Annotated in this window: 13 protein-coding genes; 5 read left to right on the forward strand and 8 right to left on the reverse strand. The window is 62.5% G+C overall.

The window, feature by feature from the left end:
• Positions 1-27: 27 nt before the first annotated feature.
• From J3R75_RS01840 to J3R75_RS01870, 7 genes are all read right to left on the reverse strand, one after another.
• A complete protein-coding gene (locus J3R75_RS01840) occupies positions 28-1,287 on the reverse strand; it encodes an FAD-dependent oxidoreductase (RefSeq protein ID WP_307259602.1) in 1,260 nt (419 codons plus the stop codon).
• A 62-nt stretch (positions 1,288-1,349) separates the two neighbouring features.
• On the reverse strand, positions 1,350-3,251 hold the full coding sequence (locus J3R75_RS01845; RefSeq protein WP_307259603.1) for an MlaA family lipoprotein: 1,902 nt from the start codon (positions 3,249-3,251) through the stop codon (positions 1,350-1,352).
• 112 nt (positions 3,252-3,363) lie between these two features.
• Positions 3,364-4,062, reverse strand: coding sequence for a DNA/RNA nuclease SfsA (gene sfsA, locus J3R75_RS01850; RefSeq protein WP_307259604.1), 699 nt, complete (start codon positions 4,060-4,062; stop codon positions 3,364-3,366).
• Positions 4,062-5,600: an NfeD family protein gene (locus tag J3R75_RS01855; RefSeq protein WP_307259605.1), complete on the reverse strand. Its 1,539-nt coding sequence runs from the start codon at positions 5,598-5,600 to the stop codon at positions 4,062-4,064. The genes sfsA and J3R75_RS01855 overlap by 1 nt, the downstream gene beginning before the upstream one ends.
• A 5-nt stretch (positions 5,601-5,605) precedes the next feature.
• Complete coding sequence (gene larA, locus J3R75_RS01860) at positions 5,606-6,895, reverse strand: nickel-dependent lactate racemase (RefSeq protein WP_307259606.1); 1,290 nt, start codon at positions 6,893-6,895, stop codon at positions 5,606-5,608.
• A gap of 90 nt (positions 6,896-6,985) precedes the next feature.
• On the reverse strand, positions 6,986-8,221 hold the full coding sequence (locus J3R75_RS01865; protein ID WP_307259607.1) for a bifunctional folylpolyglutamate synthase/dihydrofolate synthase: 1,236 nt from the start codon (positions 8,219-8,221) through the stop codon (positions 6,986-6,988).
• Positions 8,222-8,380: 159 nt separating this feature from the next.
• Entirely contained in the window at positions 8,381-8,698 is a 318-nt protein-coding gene (locus J3R75_RS01870; protein ID WP_307259608.1) for a phasin family protein, read from the reverse strand.
• A 437-nt stretch (positions 8,699-9,135) separates the two neighbouring features.
• Here J3R75_RS01870 and J3R75_RS01875 point away from each other — a divergent pair, with 437 nt between their 5' ends.
• Entirely contained in the window at positions 9,136-10,275 is a 1,140-nt protein-coding gene (locus J3R75_RS01875) for an ATP-binding protein (protein ID WP_307259609.1), read from the forward strand.
• On the opposite strand, the gene J3R75_RS01880 is transcribed toward J3R75_RS01875, so the two are convergent.
• A complete protein-coding gene (locus tag J3R75_RS01880; RefSeq protein WP_307259610.1) occupies positions 10,238-10,501 on the reverse strand; it encodes a hypothetical protein in 264 nt (87 codons plus the stop codon). The two genes, J3R75_RS01875 and J3R75_RS01880, sit on opposite strands and share 38 nt — an antisense overlap.
• Before the next feature lie 942 nt (positions 10,502-11,443).
• Between J3R75_RS01880 and J3R75_RS01885 the strand changes: the two genes are divergently transcribed.
• The 4 genes from J3R75_RS01885 (at position 11,444) to J3R75_RS01900 (ending at position 19,085) form a co-directional block, all read left to right on the forward strand.
• Positions 11,444-12,475: a Gfo/Idh/MocA family protein gene (locus J3R75_RS01885; protein WP_307259611.1), complete on the forward strand. Its 1,032-nt coding sequence runs from the start codon at positions 11,444-11,446 to the stop codon at positions 12,473-12,475.
• An 84-nt stretch (positions 12,476-12,559) separates the two neighbouring features.
• A complete protein-coding gene (locus tag J3R75_RS01890; RefSeq protein WP_307259612.1) occupies positions 12,560-13,252 on the forward strand; it encodes a hypothetical protein in 693 nt (230 codons plus the stop codon).
• Between the two features lie 42 nt (positions 13,253-13,294).
• Positions 13,295-15,310: a sugar-binding protein gene (locus tag J3R75_RS01895; protein WP_307259613.1), complete on the forward strand. Its 2,016-nt coding sequence runs from the start codon at positions 13,295-13,297 to the stop codon at positions 15,308-15,310.
• 121 nt (positions 15,311-15,431) lie between these two features.
• Positions 15,432-19,085, forward strand: coding sequence for a glycosyl hydrolase (locus J3R75_RS01900; protein ID WP_307259614.1), 3,654 nt, complete (start codon positions 15,432-15,434; stop codon positions 19,083-19,085).
• Positions 19,086-19,096: the final 11 nt, after the last annotated feature.

Consider the following 19,096-nt stretch of genomic DNA (forward strand, 5'->3'; position numbering starts at 1 on the left):
CCCGCCGTGGCGGAAGGAGTTTAACGCTCATTCCGGCCGCAACCGCGGCTGCAGTTCGGCGACAGGCACGGCCCGAGTTGACACGCCGTGTTGCGCCGCCCAGGCGGCGGCCGCGCCGGCGGCCGCGCCGGTGGCCATGGCGATGCACATCACGCGCAGCGACGCGTGGGCTTCATGGCTGGCGCTGATGCAGCGGCCGGCCAGCAAGAGACCCTCGACATCCTTGGGCACCAGACAGCCATAGGGAATCTCGTAGGGCTTGCCCCGCTCGGCTTCGCCCTGCATATAATCACCAAGGCCCGCCGCCTGGCCACTTCCGGCTGGATTATGAATGTCGATGGGAAACGACGCGGCAAAAACCACCGCGTCGGCAAAATTGGCGCCACGCAGGCAATCCTCTTTTTCCAATCGCGCAAGGCCACAGAAACGCCGCGTTTCACGCACACCGACAACGGCGGGCATCATTGCCATTGTGGCATTTTCATAGCCGGGCAGACTGCGGCGCAGAAAAGCCACGATTTGGCAAGCCTGACGCCGCCCCTCGACTTCCGCCCTGGTCAAGTCCACCGGGTCCAGCCCGTTAACACCATTGATCTGTGTGGCGTTGACGCCATTCTCGTCGGCTTGTCTGGTCGCATAGAGTCGAACGACGCCGACAGGCGCCGGCAACTCGCCTTTACGCTGGGCGTCGGTGACCCACTCTTCCCAGGTGCGGCCATTGACCACACGCCGCCGCGCCTCTTCTTCAGAGCCACAGACAAAACGGCGTTGCGGATCAATGCCCCGAATGGTGAACATGATGCTGGCCGGCTGCACCAGCCCATCGCCAGCGCGTCCCATCTCAAAGGGCACGCCTGCCATGTAGGCCAGATCGCCATCACCGGTAGCATCAATGAACAACGCGGCCGTGAAGCGCCGTGGTCCCGTCTTCGTCATAATGTCCACACCGCGCAGACGCTGGCCGTCCATCACTGGAGCCAACACTGGCGCATGCAAAAGGACCTGCACACCAAGACCGGCAAGCAAGTCGTACAGCAGCAGGTCCAACTGGCAGAAATCGATGGTCCGGCCACCAACGGCGGCCATCACGGCGTCCACCACTCGGCTCCGCACGCCGCCCATGAACGGCCCGACCATCGCCTGCACTGCCATGCCACCAAGACGACCACTGCCCTCCAAAAGCAGCGTCCGCGCACCAGCGCTGGCCGCGCCGTAGGCCGCACCGATACCGGCCGGGCCACCGCCACAGACGAGAACATCATACTGTCTGGAAAAAGAGTCGCTCATTGCTTCCTCATTCTGGTGCCATCGCGCCGCTTATTTACTCGCCCGGGCCAACGCCGCGGCCCTCACTGCCGCGCGCGGTCCAGCACGTCCCGCATCGCCTGCTGGTAGTCCGGCCGCGACATGTTGCCCAGATGCCCGCCCTCCGGGTGGAGCACCGCGCGGTCGCCGAAAAACTCACCGTACCAGGCCGCATCGTCGTCATGCAACAGGAAGTCATTGCGATTCTGGAAGACCGCCACCTTGCCTAAATCGCGCAAGCGCGCGTCCAGTGAACGCAGTGAGAGCCCAGCAGCAATTTCCTCCAGGCTCCGCGTCGGCGCGGCTGGCTTCCGCCGGGCTAGATAGGGCAGCAGATAATAGCGGACGTAATCTTCGTAACTCGTGCTCAGCGCCTCGACTTCCAGCGCGCTGTTGCGCTTGTCGGGGTCATTGCGCAGCACGCCCGCGTTCGCGGCCTGCTGGCTCGCTATCAGCGTCTCCACCAAGGCCAGACGCATATTCATGCCAATCAGAAAGCGGGACTCATCCAGAGTCAACGGGGGCATCCGGAACGGCGGACGTTGTTGCCGGCCATTAAAGGCCAGGAAGGCCGCCACGCGATGAAACAGCTCCCGCGACCGCTCCTCGCGCTCTGTCGCCGGCCATGACGACGGTATCGCAAAAAATTCATCCACGCGCTGCAAGGCATAGAGCGGGTCCACGGGCGGGTTGATCGCCAGATACTGCGCAAAGGCCACGGTCCCCACATCGCCACGTGCCTCGCGTTCAGCCAGGTAGAGTGCATTCAGACCGCCCAGGGAAAAGCCCAGCAGCGCCTGTGTCGACGAACTGTCAGGATAACGGCGGCGGTAGTCCGCCAGCACCGTCTGCAGGGCATCGTTGAGCAACGCCGCGTCCGCGCGGAAGTTGCCGGGGAGGTATCCCGCCGGCGCCGCACCGAGAAAGAAATCCGGCGTGAAGCTCGAACTGACGGCGATCACCGACCAGCCATCGGCCACGAACTGCTCCGCCAAGGCCGCGACACCCGCCGACAGACGATGGCCGCCAATGCCGGGCAGGATCACCAGCACGCCACGATCCTGCGGGCAATGCCAGCTGGTGTAAGGCAGCTTCTCCACCGCGCCGGCGATCTGCACCCGCCGCGTGTAGCCCTGTAACGCGTAGTCCTTGCGTGTTGGCCGCAACATGACGTAGCCCAGGGACTGGTCCGGGTCGTTGCCGACAAAGTCCGCCGGCGGCTGGTAATCCGCGATCTGCGTCTCCCGATACACCGTATAGCCCGCGCGCACCACGGCGTAACTGTCCTCTTGGGCATCAAAGAACTGCCGCAGCGTCGCCGAGTGCATGCTGAACATATTCACGGTCCGCGTGGCGTTGATCGCTGTTGCCGTGCCGCCCGAAAAGATCCACTTCACCAGATCAAAGGGGTAATCCAGCACCAGCCCGACGGTATCGCGCCCCGTTGACGGCCCAAGGAACGGCAGGTTGAGGAAGAAGCCCGGGCCCAGGCCGTAATAGCCGAAGGTCTGCCCGAAATCCTCGTCGTAGCGCGGCATGTCCCACTTCGTGGCCTGGTCACGAAAGCCCAGCACGCCGACGGTGGTGTTGACGCCGAAGCGCTTGGTCTCACTCCATGCCTGCGACCACTTGCCCTGCAGGCAGGTGTTCACCAACCGCAAGGGATACAGCGTGTTGTGACCGGCATTGCGCAAGCCGCGTTGCAGAGGATCCGGCACCAGAAAATCCACGCTCGTGCCAATGGGATAAATCACTTGCTGCGACAACACTTTATTGAACACATGCACGCCGCGATTAAAGCCCTCCAGCGGGTCCGGCAGGGGCTCGGCGTACATCAGCGTGCCCGGCGGATAAGCCGGCTCAACGCATTCATCCGCAAACGCCACCGACATCAGCAACGCACACACTCCGGCAAAGGCTCTGACAACACGTCCACCAGGTAGCATGCCTCGTCTCTCCTCTTTCTTTGTACCAACCAGAATCATCTGAAAAATAGTGCATGACAAACTCACGCCACAATGCCTGGGGCAGCACACCAGTCTCCACCCATCGCGGCACCTACAGCCGCAGTGGCAGTTCCCGCACCAGGCTGATCGCCGCGGGCGAGAGCTCCGCCTGTAAAACCAAGGCCTCGACACCGCCGGCGACGGCCTCGCGCAACGCCGCGCCGTAGGCCGGATCAATCTCGTCGGCCGGCCGGAAGTACGCCCCGTCGTCCCGTTGCACCACGAAGAGCATCAGCGCGCGATAACCGGCAGCACGCATCGCCTGCAGTTCGCGAATATGCTTCAGGCCCCGCACTGTCACCGCGTCCGGAAAACAACAGGCGCCATCCTCGGCGAGCATACTGACATTTTTGACTTCGACATAACAGCGCCGCTCGCCGTCTTCGAGCAGGATGTCCACCCGGCTGTTTTGCCCGTATGGCACTTCCCGCCGCAGGCCCGCGTAGCCATTGAGCAGCGGAAAGCGCCCCGACTGCACGGCCTCCACCGCCAACTCGTTGGCCCGGTGGGTATTCACGCCAATCCACGCCGCACCGCTATGCGACAACTCCCAGGTGTAGGCCAGCTTCCGCGCCGGATTCGCCGCCCGACTCAAGGCCACTCGGCATTCAGGCGTAAAGCAACTCCGCATCGACCCGGTATTCGTACAGTGGGCCGACACCAGCTCGCCACTGTCCAGCCGCGCGTCCATGATAAAACGCAGCCGCCGCCGCAAAAAATGGCCCGTAAATAGGGGCTCCGCAAAAAACATTAGCCGTCCTCGTTTTTCTCCCCGCCACCAACGCTTTTATCAGCGCCGTCGCTGTCGCTCTTCTCCACCACGACGGCCGTGCCTTGGCAGGCGATGACGCGCACGCGGCTACCTTTGGCGATGAAATCGCCGTTGCTGATCACGTCCACCCGCCGGCCGCCAATCACGGCGGTGCCGGCCGGTCGCAGCAACGTGTAGGCCACGCCGACCTGCCCCAGCAGTGCCTGTTGCGCCTCGACATCGACGCTGACAAAGCCCTTGCTGGCCGCCATGTCGCTGTCTAGGACGAAAGCCCGATACAGCTTTGTCCGCGGCAAGTACTTATGCAGCATGAAAATCCCACCGGCGATGATCACCATGCTGATCAGCAGCTGCCGAAACACGCTGGGCAGAAAGCTATCCCACGTCACCGGATCGAGCCCCGACAATGGCGGCGCGTCAGGTATGTGCGGGATGATCGCCATGCCGCCACCGAGGATCAGCAGGGCAATGCCCGCTATGCCCGTCACCCCAAAACCCGGTATAAGGAAAATCTCGACGGACAGCAGGATCAGCCCCAACAGAATAAGCGCGAGCTCTTCCATGCCAGCCAGGCCCGCCACGTAGTGCCCAAAGAAATACACCGCCAGCAGCGTGATGCCTGAAAAGCCAAAGACGCCGAAGCCCGGCGTGTGGTATTCAATCACAAAGGCCAGCACGGCCAGACTGAACAGCAGCGGCCCGATCGCCGTGATCCAGCGCGCCAGCCGCTCAGACCGCGTCTGGCTGAAGCGCTGCACATAGGCGTCGGGCATGCCGATCATCGCCAGCACGCCCGCGAGATCATCGGTCATGCCTTTGGCCAAAATTGGCCGGCCGTCGTCCTCAGACACCCTCGTCGCATCACGCGCCGTCAGGTTGAGTATCTGCCCTTTGGGACAGATGACCTCGCCGTCAATGATCACGTCCGGATGATTAATGTCCACCATGGCCACGGCGATGTCCTCGCGGTGCCCATTCTCCTGGCAGAGACCGATCACCATCGCCCGCACTGCCGACAGCATCTTCTCGTTGATATCGGCTGGCAGCTCCTGCACGCCGCCCACAGGCGACATCGCAATGGGCATGGCGCTACCGATGGTGGCCGCGCCGCTCATGAAAATGCCCTTGGTCGCCAGGCTAATCATCGCCCCGGCGCTCAAGGCGTCGGGATTGACATAGGCGTACACCGGACAGCCCTGGCGCTGCAGGCTGCGGATCCAGTCGATGATCTCCCGCGTTTCGGTCAACGCGCCGCCCGGCGTGTTCAGCTCCATGATCACCGCACTGGGCTTGATGCTCGCTGCATCCCGGAACGCCCGGCGAAAGACATAGAGCATGCTCTTGTCAATGGGTCCATCCACCGGCAACACAAAGACCCGCGGTGGCAGCACTGCGCCGGGCTCCACCATGGCGCCAGCGCCGGCCGGCGGCGTCGCGGCAGTCTCCGCGCGACTCACGGAGGCGCCAAGCAGCAACAGCGTGGCCAACAACACATATCGTCTGTTCAGTTTTATCATCTGTTTTATCCCCCTGTTTTATAGGTGGCTATCACCGACACGCCATCGGGAATCACGGCCACGCGCGCGCCGGCGCCCTTAATGGCGAAGGCCTTGGCGAGAGCCTCCGCCGGCGTCCGCGCTACCTCTAGGTGCAATCCACGGATAATGGCCGGATCGCACTGGTCACTCAGCAATATCACCTGATGCTGGCTGAGGATGCGCGCCAGCACTTGGCTTTCCCACTGGTCTGGCAAGGTCTCGGCCTGCGGCACTTTCGCCAGGCGCGCCAACAGCTCTGCCGGGTTGGCGGCATCCGCCAAGAAACGGTAGAACTGCTCGCCGCCGTGGCCGTCGTTGCAGGCCGCCGCCAGGATGATCACCGTGCCCGGCGCGCTGCCGAATTCGCCGGCAGTCATGCCTTTCACGGCCTGGTAGATATTCTGGTCCAACGGATAGCCGCCATTGCTGGTGATGACAATGTCCGCCGCCGGCACTTCAATCTGGCAGAGCCCCCGCAGATACTCGCAGCCGGCGTCATGCGCCGCCACGCTGTCGCCCGCAAAGGCCTTGATGACCTCCTTGGCGCCGTTGATCACCACATTCACAATGAAGGCCAAACGCGCCTGCCGCGCCGCCCACAGCATGTCGCGATGCAAGGGATTGCCGTCGAGATTGCCCGTGCGCGCCAGCGGCGACTGGATGAATTCCGAACAGTGATTGGCCAGCACCGTCGCAGTGCCCGCTATGCCCGGCAGCACGCTCTTGCGACCGCCAGAAAAACCCGCAAAAAAATGCGGCTCAATAAAGCCCTCGGCCAACAGCAGATCGCAATCCACCGCCAGCTTGTTGATCCACAACTCGCCGCCGGAAGGCAGTATGCCCAAAAAACACAGGCTCGCCGCATCCCGGGAATCGTGCATCACGATCTTCTCGTGGTCGTAGATGTCATCGCCGAGCTTCTGGCGCAATTCGTCCGCCGATGTTGCCCGGTGCAACCCCGTGGCCACCAGCAGCGTGATGTCAATGGCGGGATTGCCCTCGCGCAACTGCCGCAGCATGGGCGGCAAGATCGCCCGGCTCGGCACCGGCCGCGTATGGTCGCTGACGATGATCACCGCGCGGCGCTTGCCACGCGCCAGCGTCGCCAGCGGCGCGGAGCCGATGGGATGCGCCAGTGCCTCTTCGACCAGCGCCAGGCCGTCGGCCGCCGGCTGGCAATGATGCACCGACGACTCGTAGATGCCAACCAGATTTTCATCGGGAATCGTAAATGTCACCGCGCTTTTGGCGTACGGTACGGATACTTGCGCCATGGTCGTGTCCTCGTGTAATTATAGGTCGGTCCGCACTCGCGCCGAGCCGCTGCAATGCCGGTGATATCGTTGCGCCAGTCGCGGCGCTGCTCAGGGATTGAAAAGCTGTTCGCCAATCAACGCCGTGAAGAATGAGCCGGTGAATAGCAAGGGCCGATCCTTTGGCAGCTCGGCTGCGCTCTGCAGGTCGCGAATCACCGCACGCACGGTCAGACCGGCCTGGGCCGCCTCGCCGATCAGTTCGTCAAGACCCGAGCCCTTGCCCGTATGGGGATTGGTAAGTATATACTCTGCCGGCAAGGAGCGCAAAGCCTGAACCATCCCTTTGCTGTCTTTGCCCTTCACCACGCCGAGCACCACCGTCCAGTGCACGCCCGGATACAAGGCCAGCAGCGCTGCGCAGAGTTTCTCCATGGAATCAGCGTTGTGCGCCGCATCCAGCAGCACCAGCGGCTCGTCGCTGATCTTCTCACAACGCGCACGCAGCTCCGGCAGCCGAAACGCCGTCGGCGAGGACACCACGCCAAGGCAGTCCAGGGCCGTCAACGCCAACGCAAAATTGTCCAGCAAAAATGGCGCGCACGGCGTCGGCAGCAAGGCGCGTTCGTCAGAACTGAGTGCACGGGGGCTGATCACCTCGCAGCCCAGTGCGACCGCCCGCGCCCTGATCACCGCCGCCGCTGCAGCGTAGGGCTGCTTGCCCATCACCACCGGCACGCCGGCCTTGATGATACCGGCCTTTTCGCCGGCAATCGCCTCAATGGTATTGCCCAAGAGCGCCATGTGGTCGTAGCTGACCGGCGTAATCACTGTGCAGCAAGGCGTGGACACGACATTGGTGGCGTCGAGCCGGCCGCCAATGCCCGTTTCCAGCACTGCGTATTCCACGCCCTCGTCCACGAACAGCGCCATGGCCATCACCGTGAACAGCTCAAACAGGCTCGGTTCCAAACCCGCCGCCGCGACCTTGCCCTCGAACTCGCGTCCGAAAGCCGTCAGCCGCTCATAACTGAGCAGAGCGCCATCAATCTCAAAACGCTCGCGGACCGTCACTAGATGCGGACTCGTAAACAGGCCCACCCGCCGACCCGCCGAAATCAGCAGATTGGCGATAAAATGGCAGGTCGAGCCCTTGCCCTTCGTACCAGCAACATGCACCACCCGCAAGCGCAACTCCGGATGGCCCGCCAACGCCAACAGCGGCTCCATCCGCGCCAACGAGTAGTTCGCCGGATCGTGCTGCTTGGCAGCGTCTTTCTCCGCATCAAAATAAGGCCGGAAAAGCGCGAAAAACGCATTCTCACATTGTTTGTCGTAACCACGCATACGCCCGTGCTCCGTGCTCCTCTTGCGACCAGCTGCAACCGGCCGGAATATCAAAGGACGCGCCAGAAGCGCGTCCTTTGATACAAAATCAACGTGTCAAACAAGCCGCATAGCCCCGCTGCGACAACGCCGCCAGCGTCGCCGCGCGTGCCCACGCCGTCATTTGTCGGGGGTTTCGAGTTTCGCCAGGCGCGCTTCCAGATCGTCGATCTTCGCCTGCAGTTGCTTGATGGTCGCATTGCAGGGCAACAGCGAATGGCCACGGGTCTTGATGACTTCCTCAATGCGTTCCGTCAGCTCCTCGTTGGTCTTCTTGCCCTGCTCAAGAATGTTGTCCAGGACTTTGCGGCCTTCGTCCGGGCTCAACTTGGCCTGCTTGACCAACTCGCCAAACACGTCTTCGGCCTTGTTCTTGGTCATGGCCGCAGCACCCAAACTGAAAAGCAAACTCTTCTCAAACAAGTCCAACATCGCCATCCTCACTTTCTTGGAATCACCACTCTAGGGAAAAAAATTAGCGCGGCTAGGCACAGCGGCATGCACTGCCGGCAGCACCACAATAATAACCCGTTGACGACAATTAACAAGGCCCACATGGCGATAAAGCGCAACGGCGTAGTGCCCCGCACAGGGATTCCAGCCACGTCCCTGCGACGCCGAGGACCGGCGGTACCCCCTTAGCGGCGCGCGGCGCTGGGGGAGCCTCCTTTATCGGACGGATCGGACGGATCGGACGGATCAGTCTGATTGATCCGCCCGATCCGTCCGCGAAAAAGTCCAAGGCCGTAGAGCCAGTGTTTATCAATCCCTGAACGATTACAAAACCCCAGGATATAGTTTTATTGGTTTGTATTCCGAAATTACTCAAGTATTATAGGATTTCACACGATCAACCTGTTAAGGATACTATCGCGATGAACTACATCAAAAGAGCATTGAGTGATGAGATATCTGGCCGCCTTTTCACTGGCAAAGCCATCATCTTGTACGGCCCACGCCAGTGTGGTAAAACCACCATGATTAAGCACCTGGTCGCCAGCTATAGCGACCAGGTGCTTTGGCTGAATGGCGATGATCCAGATACTCGTCAGACCTTGAGTGGCATTACAACTGCCAGCTGGAAACGCCTGCTGGGCAAGCGGTCGATTCTGGTGCTCGACGAAGCTCAACGCATTGAAAACGTCGGCTTAGCCCTGAAATTAGTGGTAGACGAATTGCCAGACGTACAGGTCATCGCTAGTGGTTCGTCGTCTTTTGAGTTGATGAACCGTACGGCCGAGACACTCACTGGCCGCAAGTTTGAATACCAGTTGTTCCCGTTTTCTTTCGCAGAACTCTGTGAGGAGCATGGGCTGTTTGCGGAAAAACGAGAAAGGGAGCGGCGCATGCTCTACGGGAGCTATCCCGATGTCGTGACGCATCCCGGCGACGAACAACAACGCTTAAGCGAACTTGCCGGGAGTTATTTATTCAAAGACATTTTCGCCCTGGAAGGACTCCGCCGCACGAGCATTCTTGACAAGCTCATTCGTGCACTCGCTATGCAAATCGGCTCGGAGGTCAACTACCAGGAGCTAGCGGGCTTGACCGGGACAGACTGCAAAACCATTGAACGTTACATCGACCTGCTGGTGAAATGCTACATCCTCTTTCCCCTTGGCGCCTATAGCACGAATCTCCGTAACGAGATCAAAAAGAGCCGAAAAATCTATTTCTGTGATCTCGGCATCCGCAATGCCGTTATCAACAACTTCACGTCGTTAGACTCACGAACCGATGCGGGTGGAATGTGGGAAAATTATCTCATCATTGAACGCTTCAAGAAAATCCGGAATCTGCCATTCCCTCCCCGCACGTTCTTTTGGCGAACCCTTGCTCCACAAAGCCACGAGATCGACTATCTCGAAGAAGCGCAGGGGCAACTGTATGCTTGGGAAATTAAGTTGCGCCAAAATAGCAAAGCGCGTATTCCACAAGCTTTCCTCAAAGCCTACCCAAACGCCGTAACCAACATTCTCACTCCAGACTATTTTGACCATTTTCTCCTTGATTGAACACCCCAGGCGACTGCTCAACTGCTGTCGCGCAAATTGGACGGCCAAGCAGCACATCTTCAATAAAAAAATCTGCGAAAATCAGCGGAATCAGCGGATAGCAAACGCCTTTGCCGCCGTCCCAGCGGCGCTCCCAGGACTCCCAGACGTAATCGGTCAGTGCCCCCCCCGGTGCGGAAAACACCGGGGACAATTTGCTGGAAACCCACGGCCAGTCGCCGCTCAACCATTCGATCTTGATTTCCGCCGACCTTTACGGCAGCAGGTTTCATAGGAGTGATTGATTACCAAAACTGTGGTGCCTCTACGAGGCACTGTCTGTTGGCAGGCGGCGTCCCCAGGCTAAAGCCTGGGGTTAAGCATGGTTATGCGCCTACGGCGCAAAAACATGGATATTTAATGATGGTGGTTTTCGGCCCGATTCGGACAAAGCAAGTCGTCTGATCGGCCAAGTTCGGCCCGGAGGGCCGTACCATGCATAACCCCTGGTGAGGCGCCCGGAGGGCGCCGCAACCAGGGGTGAGGCGACAACTTAAAATTGCGCCTGGAGGGCGCCACATTGGTTAGGCACGTCCCGTCTTACCGCGTCGGAGGGGGCATGTCGTGCATCCAATAGCAATGGCTGACCGATTGCGGCAACAGGTTTCATAGGAGCCATTGAGAATGGACGCACGGCATGCCGCCGACGTCAACCCCAGGTAAGCAAGTGAGTTCCATTGCCTCTTTGTCCCCAGTCAGCTTCGCCGACTGGGGACAAAGAGGCCGAGGAACACGAACAATACTGGCGCTTTACCCAGGGCGACGCTCCGCCTTTGGCGTCGCTTGCCCTGGGCTGGTATGCTTCGCGCTTTCAGCGCTTCTGCCGCTTCGCGGCCTGGGATGCCTGGCGCGCGCCAGGCTCCGCCTGCTGACAGCTGGCGACGGCGCGGGCTAAAAGCCCGCACCACGGTTGTGACAGGGGCGCGCCTTGGGCCGCCTGTTGCTCTATGGCTCAATTATCAATGGCTGACCGATTACTCCCAGACTCCCCCTTCCCCATACGTGTGCTTTCGCTGCCGGGTCGGCTGTGTATATTAGGCCGATCAGAACCGCCGCCCACGCCCGGCAGACACGCCGGTCATCGGTAGCGGAATCCTTTCCACGTTTTATTTGTTCAGGAGGTACAGCAATGCGACAAGGCAAATACGGTTGTGCGGTATGGGGTTGCGGCTGGGTCGCCAGCGGCCACATCAACGCCTATCTGCGCCATCCGGCCTGCGAGGTCGTCGCCCTCGGCAGCCGTTCCAGCAGCAGCATTGAGGCCAAACAGAAGGAATTCGGCATTGCGACTGCCGCCTATACCGACTTCGCCGCGCTGCTGGCTGACGAACGAGTGGACATCGTTTCCATCTGCACGCCCAACAACCAGCACGCGCAGGAGTGTATCATGGCGGCCAAGGCCGGCAAGCACGTCTTCATCGAAAAGCCCATCGCCATCCGCGAAGAGGACCTCCCGGCCATGATCGCGGCGGTCGAGGGCGCTGGCGTGAAATCCATGGTGGGCTTCATTTTGCGCTTCAAACCGCTGGTCGCCATGCAGCGCCGACTCGTTCAAGAGGGCGAACTCGGGCGGGTCTTCATGGCCAATGTCGATTACTGGTTCGGCCGCGAACGCCCCGGCTGGATGAAACACCGCGACGACTGCGGCGGCGCCTTCATCCTCGCCGGCTGCCATTCCGTGGACATGGCCCGCTACATCGTCGGCGCCGATATCTGCGAGGTACGCGGCGATGCCGCCATGGTCGGCGATTACTACGAGTATCCGCCGGTAGAAACCGCGCAGGTCCGCTTCAGCAATGGCGCCCTCGGCGTCTTCACCTGCTCGCTGGTCGGCTGCAATCCCTACACCGCGAACATCCACGTCCTGGGCGAAAAAGGCACCATCATGAACGACCGTTTCTACCTGCGCCGCTTCGCCGGTCAGGCGGACTATTTCACCATCGACACCGGCAGCAAAAACTCCGGCAATGTCTATGACCATCCCTTCCCTGCCATGGTCGGCCACTTCATCGACTGCATCCGCGAAGACCGCGAATCGCCACACAATCTGCGCGACGCCGTCAACGCCCACCTCGCCTGCCTGGCCATCCGCAAAAGTGCCGACGCCAAAGGCCAGAAGATTCTCATCGACAACGACACGTGCACGCTGGCACTCGCATAAGCCCACCCAAATCTGTCGCCGCCCCGGCCAAAGCAGTCCGGCCAACCCCCGTCATTCCCCAAGCCCCGCAACAGGAGCCACGCCATGTCCAACCAACCCGCCGCACGCCTACGCCACGCGCGCCCTGCCCGGCGCGCCGCGCTTGCCGCCCTGGTCCTCGTCTTCCTCGCCTTCCTCGCCATCGCGACAACGTCGCGCGCGGGCGACGCGCCTCTGCGTGGCGTCATTCCCCTGGCCAGCGCCGACGGCGCCTGCAACTGGCTGCTCACCAACGCCGAACCGTGGCGCCAGAGCATCTCACTGATCGACTACTCGCCGGTCATCGGCAAGGTCCTACAGGTCACGGCCACGCCGACGGTCTTCCAATACTCCGAACTGCGCCCAAACAAGCCGGTCTTGATCGCCAACAACGCCGCCGAATTCAACGGCGTGTTACAGCTGGACATCTTCTCGGACCCGGCAGACGCCATGCTCGCGGTCTGCGTGCGCATCCAAGACCGCACGGGCGAGTTCTTCCAGTACCACCAGCCCGAAACCACGCGGCTCCGCACGGGCCAGTGGTCCACCGTGGCCGTGCCCGTCGGCACGCCATACAAGCACCGCAGCAACTGGGGCGGCAACAAGGACGGCGTCATCGACTACCCCGTGTCGTTCTACGCAGTGACCATCGACTACACTCGCGGCTTCATCGGCCAAACACGCATGCTCTTCGACCTATTCACCTGGACGCCAGCCGCAGACGCCGCCACCGTCACCCCGCCAACACCCGCGCAATAAATCCAACATATAGCCGCCACCCACCCCGAAAGGACTACTCCCATGTCACGCCATCTCGCCTTCCTTGTCGTCAGCATCGTCGCCGTCATCGCCACCCTCACCGCCAACGCCCAAACCGACCCATACGAAAAATTCGGTCTGCCGAATTTCATCATCGGCGCGCAGACCCACTTCATCCAGGGCAAGGGCAGCATTCCCAACAACCTCGATCTCCTCCAGGAAGCCGGCATCATGGCCCTGCGCGACGAATGCACCTGGGGCATTGTCGAGGGCGAGAAAGACAAGCTGGTGGTGCCCTCAATCTACGACCAGTACATCAACGGCGCCCGTGACCGCGGCATCCTGCCGCTCATCATCCTCAATTACGCCAACCGCTTCTACGACGGCGGCAGCTACCCCCGCAGCGACGAAGCCGTCGAAGGCTACGCCCGTTACTGCGAAACCATGGTCAGCCACGGCAAGGGCCGCGTCCAACTCTACCAGATCTGGAATGAATGGGACGGCGGCTGCGGTATGAACCGCGATAAATTCGGCCGCGGCGATGTGGACAGCTACATGAAAGTCATCCGCACCGTCTATCCCCGTATCAAGAAAATCGACCCCAATGCCGCCGTCATCAGCAACTCCGTCTGCACCGGCGACGAGTTCTTCGAAGAGACTCTCAAGCAGGGCCTGGCCAATTACTGCGACATTCTCTGCCTGCACACCTACGTCTACGGCCGCGCGGACAGCAAGCCCGAGCAGGCGTGGCTCGAACGCATGCACAACATCCGCGAAATGATCAAAAGCTACAACAACGGCCAGGAAAAGCCCCTGGTCATCACTGAAATGGGCTGGCCGACGCATATCGGCGCCCGCGGCAGCAGCTACGAGACCAGCGCCCAAAACCTCGCCAGGGTGTACCTGCTGGCCAAGACCATCCCCTACATCAAAGGCATCTGGTGGTACGACTTCCAGGACGACGGCTGGGCCTACAACTACAACGAAAACAACTTCGGGCTGGTCCGCCCGGACCTCACTCCCAAGCCGTCCTTCAATGTCCTCCGCGATATCAGCACCCTCATCAAAGACGGCCAGTTCGTCGAACAGGTCGATGCCGGCCGCGAAGACCTGTGGATCCTCCGTTTCAAGCTCGGGCAGGACGATGTCCTGGCCGCCTGGACGACCAGCAGCGAGGAGGAAGTCCAGCTGGTCCTGCGCAGCGACGCCGCCAAGCCCACGTCCCTCGCCGTCCGCCGCGCCGGCGAAATTGCCCGTCGTGGCACCTGGGGCCACCGCCCCTGGGCCACCGCCGAGCGCCGAGTCGATCGCAGCGCCAAGCCCGACCCGCAGCTCTACAGCTGCACCCTCAGCCAGATGCCCACCATTATCAGCGGCGATCTCAGTCAAGTCCGCATCGACAGCTGCACGCCACGCCCCTACCCGGAAAACGCCCGCCCACTGCGCAGCATCCTGCGCATCCCCCACCGCAGCGCCATCGCCGCCCCGATGGGCCAGCCGGCCATGCCAGTGCACTTCGCCCAAATCAACAACTACGACCGCCTGGGCGACACGCCCTACGGCGGCCCCGATGACCTCGATACCAGCTTCACCGTCAACTACGACCGCGATCAGCTCCAACTGACCATCACCGTCAAGGACGATGTCCTCCTCAACTCCGACAACGCCGAAAACGCCTGGGGACAAGACGGCATCCAGCTCGGCCTGCAAATCCTTGACGACAATCAGCAGAACATCCCCCGGCGCACCGAACTCGACGTCGCCCTCACGCCACGCGGCCCGGAGGTCTTCCTCCGCGAAAGCCAGACCGGCCGGACGCCCGGCGTCATCAGCGAGGTCCGCTGCACCATCGCCGAAAGCGCCACCACCCGCGTGTACACGCTGATCATACCAGCGCAGGTCCTCGGCACCAAAGCCTTCGAACCCGGCGCGACCCTCGCCGCCAGCATCCTCGTCAACGACAACGACGGCAATGGCCGCAAGGGCTTCATGACCTGGGGCAAGGGCATCGGCCGCAGCAAAGACCCCAGTGGCTACAACCTGATCATCATGCAGTAACATCTGCACCCGGATAGCCGGCCGGGCGCAAACCGCTGTGCGCCCCAGCCGGGCTCCCGACCACACTCACCGCGTCATTGCCGCCAACCATCGTCCACCCGCAGGAGAAAGGCCCGCCGTTATGTCCTTCCGCTTCACTGTGTTGGCTGCCGCCCTGTTGACCGCTGTCCTTCCCTGTCTGGCGTTGGATGAACTCCGCGCCGGCTTCCGCTCGCCCCCCTCGGGCGGCCGCGCCCAGACCTGGTGGCACTGGTCCAGCCGCATGGTGACCAAAGAGGGCATCAGCGCCGACCTGGAGTCCATGCGTGACATCGGCTACGAAGCCGCCCATATCTTCTCCGCATCCATGAGCCCCAACCCGCCCGGCGAGTACCCGCAAGTCCTCAGCGACGAATGGCGCGAACTCCTCCGCCACACTGGCGCCGAAGCGCGCCGCCTCGGCATCGACCTCGGCATGCACAACTGCCCCGGCTGGTCGAGCTCCGGCGGACCCTGGATCACCCCCGATGTGGCCATGCAATTCGTCGTCGCCTCCGAAACCAGCGTCAGTGGCCCCGACGAACAACGCGTCGTCCTCCCCCAGCCCGAAACCCGCCACGACTTCTATCGCGATATCGCCGTGCTGGCTTTCCCCGACCTCAATCACCACGCGCCACCGACCATCACCTGCGATTTCACCACCGATCACCCGGAAGTCCTCCTTGACAACGACCGCGCCAGCGCCGTCGCCCTCCCCGTCAAGGAGAAGGACACCAGCGCCGTCATCACCCTCAGTTATGACGAGCCCATGACGGTCCGCGCCCTGGAACTGACCTTCAGCGAAACCCACCTCTACATCAGCGGTCAACTTGAGGTCTCTCAGGACGGCACCAGCTTCCAGCCCGCCTGCCGTTTCAACTACGGGCTCCACAACGACCAGCGCGGCCCCAAGTACAGCAGCATCAGCCCGGCCGTCAGCGCCCGCGTCTTCCGCCTGAGCTTCCAGCACCTCGTGCCGCCGGTGTTCATCCGGCCAGTCGATGTCCGCCTCAATGGCATTCGGCTGTTGACGGCGCCCATGATCGCCAATGTCGATGCCGTCAATTCCGCCGGCAGCAGCTTCGCCTACCGCCCAGCGCCACCAGCGCCACAGGACAGCGGCATCAGCCCCGAGGCGATCATTGATTTGACGGCAAAACTCCAGCCCGACGGCAGCATCACCTGGGCGCCGCCGCCCGGCCGCTGGACCATTCTGCGCATTGGCCACACCCCCACCGGCAAAATGAATGCCCCGGCCTTTCTCCGTGGTCTCGAATGCGATAAACTCAACCGCCGCGGCCTCGAAGCCCACTGGCCGCACATGGTCGATGTCTTCCAGCAAGACCTGCAGGGCGCCCTCAAATACGTCACCATCGACAGCTATGAAGTCGGCGGCCAAAACTGGACTAGCGGCTTCGACCAGCAATTCGCCCGCCGCCGTGGCTACGACCTCCTGCGCTACCTCCCGGCCGTCCTCGGCTACCAGGTCGGCGCGGCCGAGGACAGCGCCCGCTTCCTCTTCGATTTCCAACGCAGCGTCGCCGAACTTTTCGCCGAAGAGTACTTCGATGTCTTCAGCGAACTCTGCCACCAGCACGGCCTGGTCGCCATCACCGAAAGCTACGGCGGGCCCTTCAACTACCTCCGTTGCGCCCGCCATGCCGACATCCCCACCGGCGAATTCTGGATCGAAAGAGAGCTGCCGGCCATCTTCCCCGGCTCCGCCGCCAACGTCCACGGCCGCGCGCGCGTTGGCGCCGAGGCCTTCACCACCGAGGCCCTCCCCGGCCGCTGGCAACAAGACCCGCGCCAGCTCAAGGAATACGGCGACCGCGCGTGGTGCAACGGCATCTCACAGCTGATCATGCACAGCTTCGTCCACCAGCCGTGGCTCAATGTGCGCCCCGGCATGACCCTCGGCCGCCACGGCGCCCATCTCTCGCGCAGCAACACTTGGTGGCCATACGGTCACGCGTGGGTCGATTACATCAACCGCAGCCAGTTCCTCCTTCAGCAGGGCCACGCCGTCCGCGATGTCCTCGTCCTCGCCGGCGAAAGCCGCCCCAATCACTACCCGGCCATCACCGAGCTCACCAATGCCGGCTACGCCTTCGATTACTGCTGCGTCGATGATCTCTACGACTCCCTCAAGGTCAGCAACGGCCGCGTGGTCGCGCCATCCGGCGCCAGCTACGCCCTGCTCTTCCTCGGCCCCGACCGCTATCTGAGCTGCAAAACCCTCCGCACCCTGCGCGATCTACTCCACGCCGGCGCCACTATCGCCGGCATCGCGCCCGCCGCCTCGCCATCGCTAACCGACACGCCCGACGAACATAGCACCCTGCGCCAGGAACTCTGGGGCGATCTCGCCGCCGGCCAACGCCGGCAAGTCGGCGCCGGCAGCATCATTTGCAGCGACAAGCCCCTCGCCGCCCTGCAGGCATGCGCCGTCCCCCCAGCCATCGTCGTCCCCCGCAGTGGCGCCAGCGCTGTCGTCCCCCGCGGCCTCAGCACCGTCCATCGCCGCCGCGGCCAGCTCGACATCTTCTTCATCGTCAACCAGAGCAGCGACGCCTTCCTCACCAAGGACATGGCTTTTCGCGTCCCCGCCGACCGCGTGCCGTCGCTGTGGTATCCCGACAGCGGCCTGGACGAGCCCGCCGCACTCTGGCAACGCCTGGAGTCTCACACAGCCGTGCGCCTTGCGCTCCCGCCCCACGGTTCGCTCTTCGTGGTCTTCGCCCCCGCCAGCACCGACGGCAACACCACCGCCCACTTCCGCGACCTCGTCAGCCAAGCCGCCGCCGGTGCCACCGCGGAGGACGCCAGCATCGTCATCACCCGCGCCATGTACCGCGCCCGCGGCGACCAGGACGGCATGGACGTCAGCGACACCATCCGCAAGCTCATCACCCCCAACGGGCTCTTCTTCACCGCCAACAACCAGACCTTCGGGCGCGATCCGGCGTCGAACCGCTTCAAGGAGCTCGTGCTTGACGCCATGGTCTACGGCCGGTTAATTCAGCGCGTCTATGCCGAGCACGCCGAGATCGCCTTCGACCGGTCTTTGTCAGCGGCTTCGCCAACGCAGTATGTACGCGTGGTCGACGGCGTGCCGCGCGTCTGCTTCACGGCTCCCGGCACCGCCGCCGTCATCGACCAGCTTGGCCAGCGCCGTGAGCTCAGCGTCGACGCCATCCCAGCGCCCATTGATCTGAGCAACGACTGGCAGCTGAGCTTCCCACCGGATCTCGGCGCCCCGCCAGCCGTCGCCCTGCCCCGCCTCATATCCCTCAGCGTTCACGACCTCGACGGCGTCAAGTATTTCGCCGGCACCGTCACCTACGCCCGCAGTTTCGACCTGCCCGCCGGCGCCCGGCAGGACTCTCGGCGCTGGCTGCTCGACCTCGGCAAGGTCCGCAATCTCGCCGAAGTCGAACTCAATGGCCGCGTCGTCGAGCTGCTCTGGAAACAGCCCTTCGCCTGCGATGTCACCAAGGACCTCCGGGAGGGCCCGAACCGCCTGGTCATCCGCGTCACCACGCTGTGGGTCAACCGCCTCATCGGCGACGCCCGCAATGACGAGCCCGTCCCCACTGTCAATGGCTGGCCACAGTGGGTGCTCGACGATCAGCCCAACTCCGGCAAGGGACACTTCTCCTACTCGACCTGGAAAGGCTGGCAGAAAGACGACCAACTCGTCCCCGCCGGCCTCATCGGCCCAGCCGCCCTCCGCTGCCACGAACTGCGGCCCTGAACGCGACCAGG

This window comes from Oligosphaera ethanolica, assembly GCF_030814695.1.
Taxonomy (GTDB): domain Bacteria; phylum Verrucomicrobiota; class Lentisphaeria; order Oligosphaerales; family Oligosphaeraceae; genus Oligosphaera; species Oligosphaera ethanolica.

Bases quoted from the DNA above. Each gene is read 5' to 3' on its own strand.
- J3R75_RS01840 (WP_307259602.1), bottom strand. From the start codon at position 1,287: ATGAGCGACTCTTTTTCCAGACAGTATGATGTTCTCGTCTGTGGCGGT.
- J3R75_RS01845 (WP_307259603.1), bottom strand. From the start codon at position 3,251: ATGCTACCTGGTGGACGTGTTGTCAGAGCCTTTGCCGGAGTGTGTGCG.
- sfsA (WP_307259604.1), bottom strand. From the start codon at position 4,062: ATGTTTTTTGCGGAGCCCCTATTTACGGGCCATTTTTTGCGGCGGCGG.
- J3R75_RS01855 (WP_307259605.1), bottom strand. From the start codon at position 5,600: ATGATAAAACTGAACAGACGATATGTGTTGTTGGCCACGCTGTTGCTG.
- larA (WP_307259606.1), bottom strand. From the start codon at position 6,895: ATGGCGCAAGTATCCGTACCGTACGCCAAAAGCGCGGTGACATTTACG.
- J3R75_RS01865 (WP_307259607.1), bottom strand. From the start codon at position 8,221: ATGCGTGGTTACGACAAACAATGTGAGAATGCGTTTTTCGCGCTTTTC.
- J3R75_RS01870 (WP_307259608.1), bottom strand. From the start codon at position 8,698: ATGGCGATGTTGGACTTGTTTGAGAAGAGTTTGCTTTTCAGTTTGGGT.
- J3R75_RS01875 (WP_307259609.1), top strand. From the start codon at position 9,136: ATGAACTACATCAAAAGAGCATTGAGTGATGAGATATCTGGCCGCCTT.
- J3R75_RS01885 (WP_307259611.1), top strand. From the start codon at position 11,444: ATGCGACAAGGCAAATACGGTTGTGCGGTATGGGGTTGCGGCTGGGTC.
- J3R75_RS01890 (WP_307259612.1), top strand. From the start codon at position 12,560: ATGTCCAACCAACCCGCCGCACGCCTACGCCACGCGCGCCCTGCCCGG.
- J3R75_RS01895 (WP_307259613.1), top strand. From the start codon at position 13,295: ATGTCACGCCATCTCGCCTTCCTTGTCGTCAGCATCGTCGCCGTCATC.
- J3R75_RS01900 (WP_307259614.1), top strand. From the start codon at position 15,432: ATGTCCTTCCGCTTCACTGTGTTGGCTGCCGCCCTGTTGACCGCTGTC.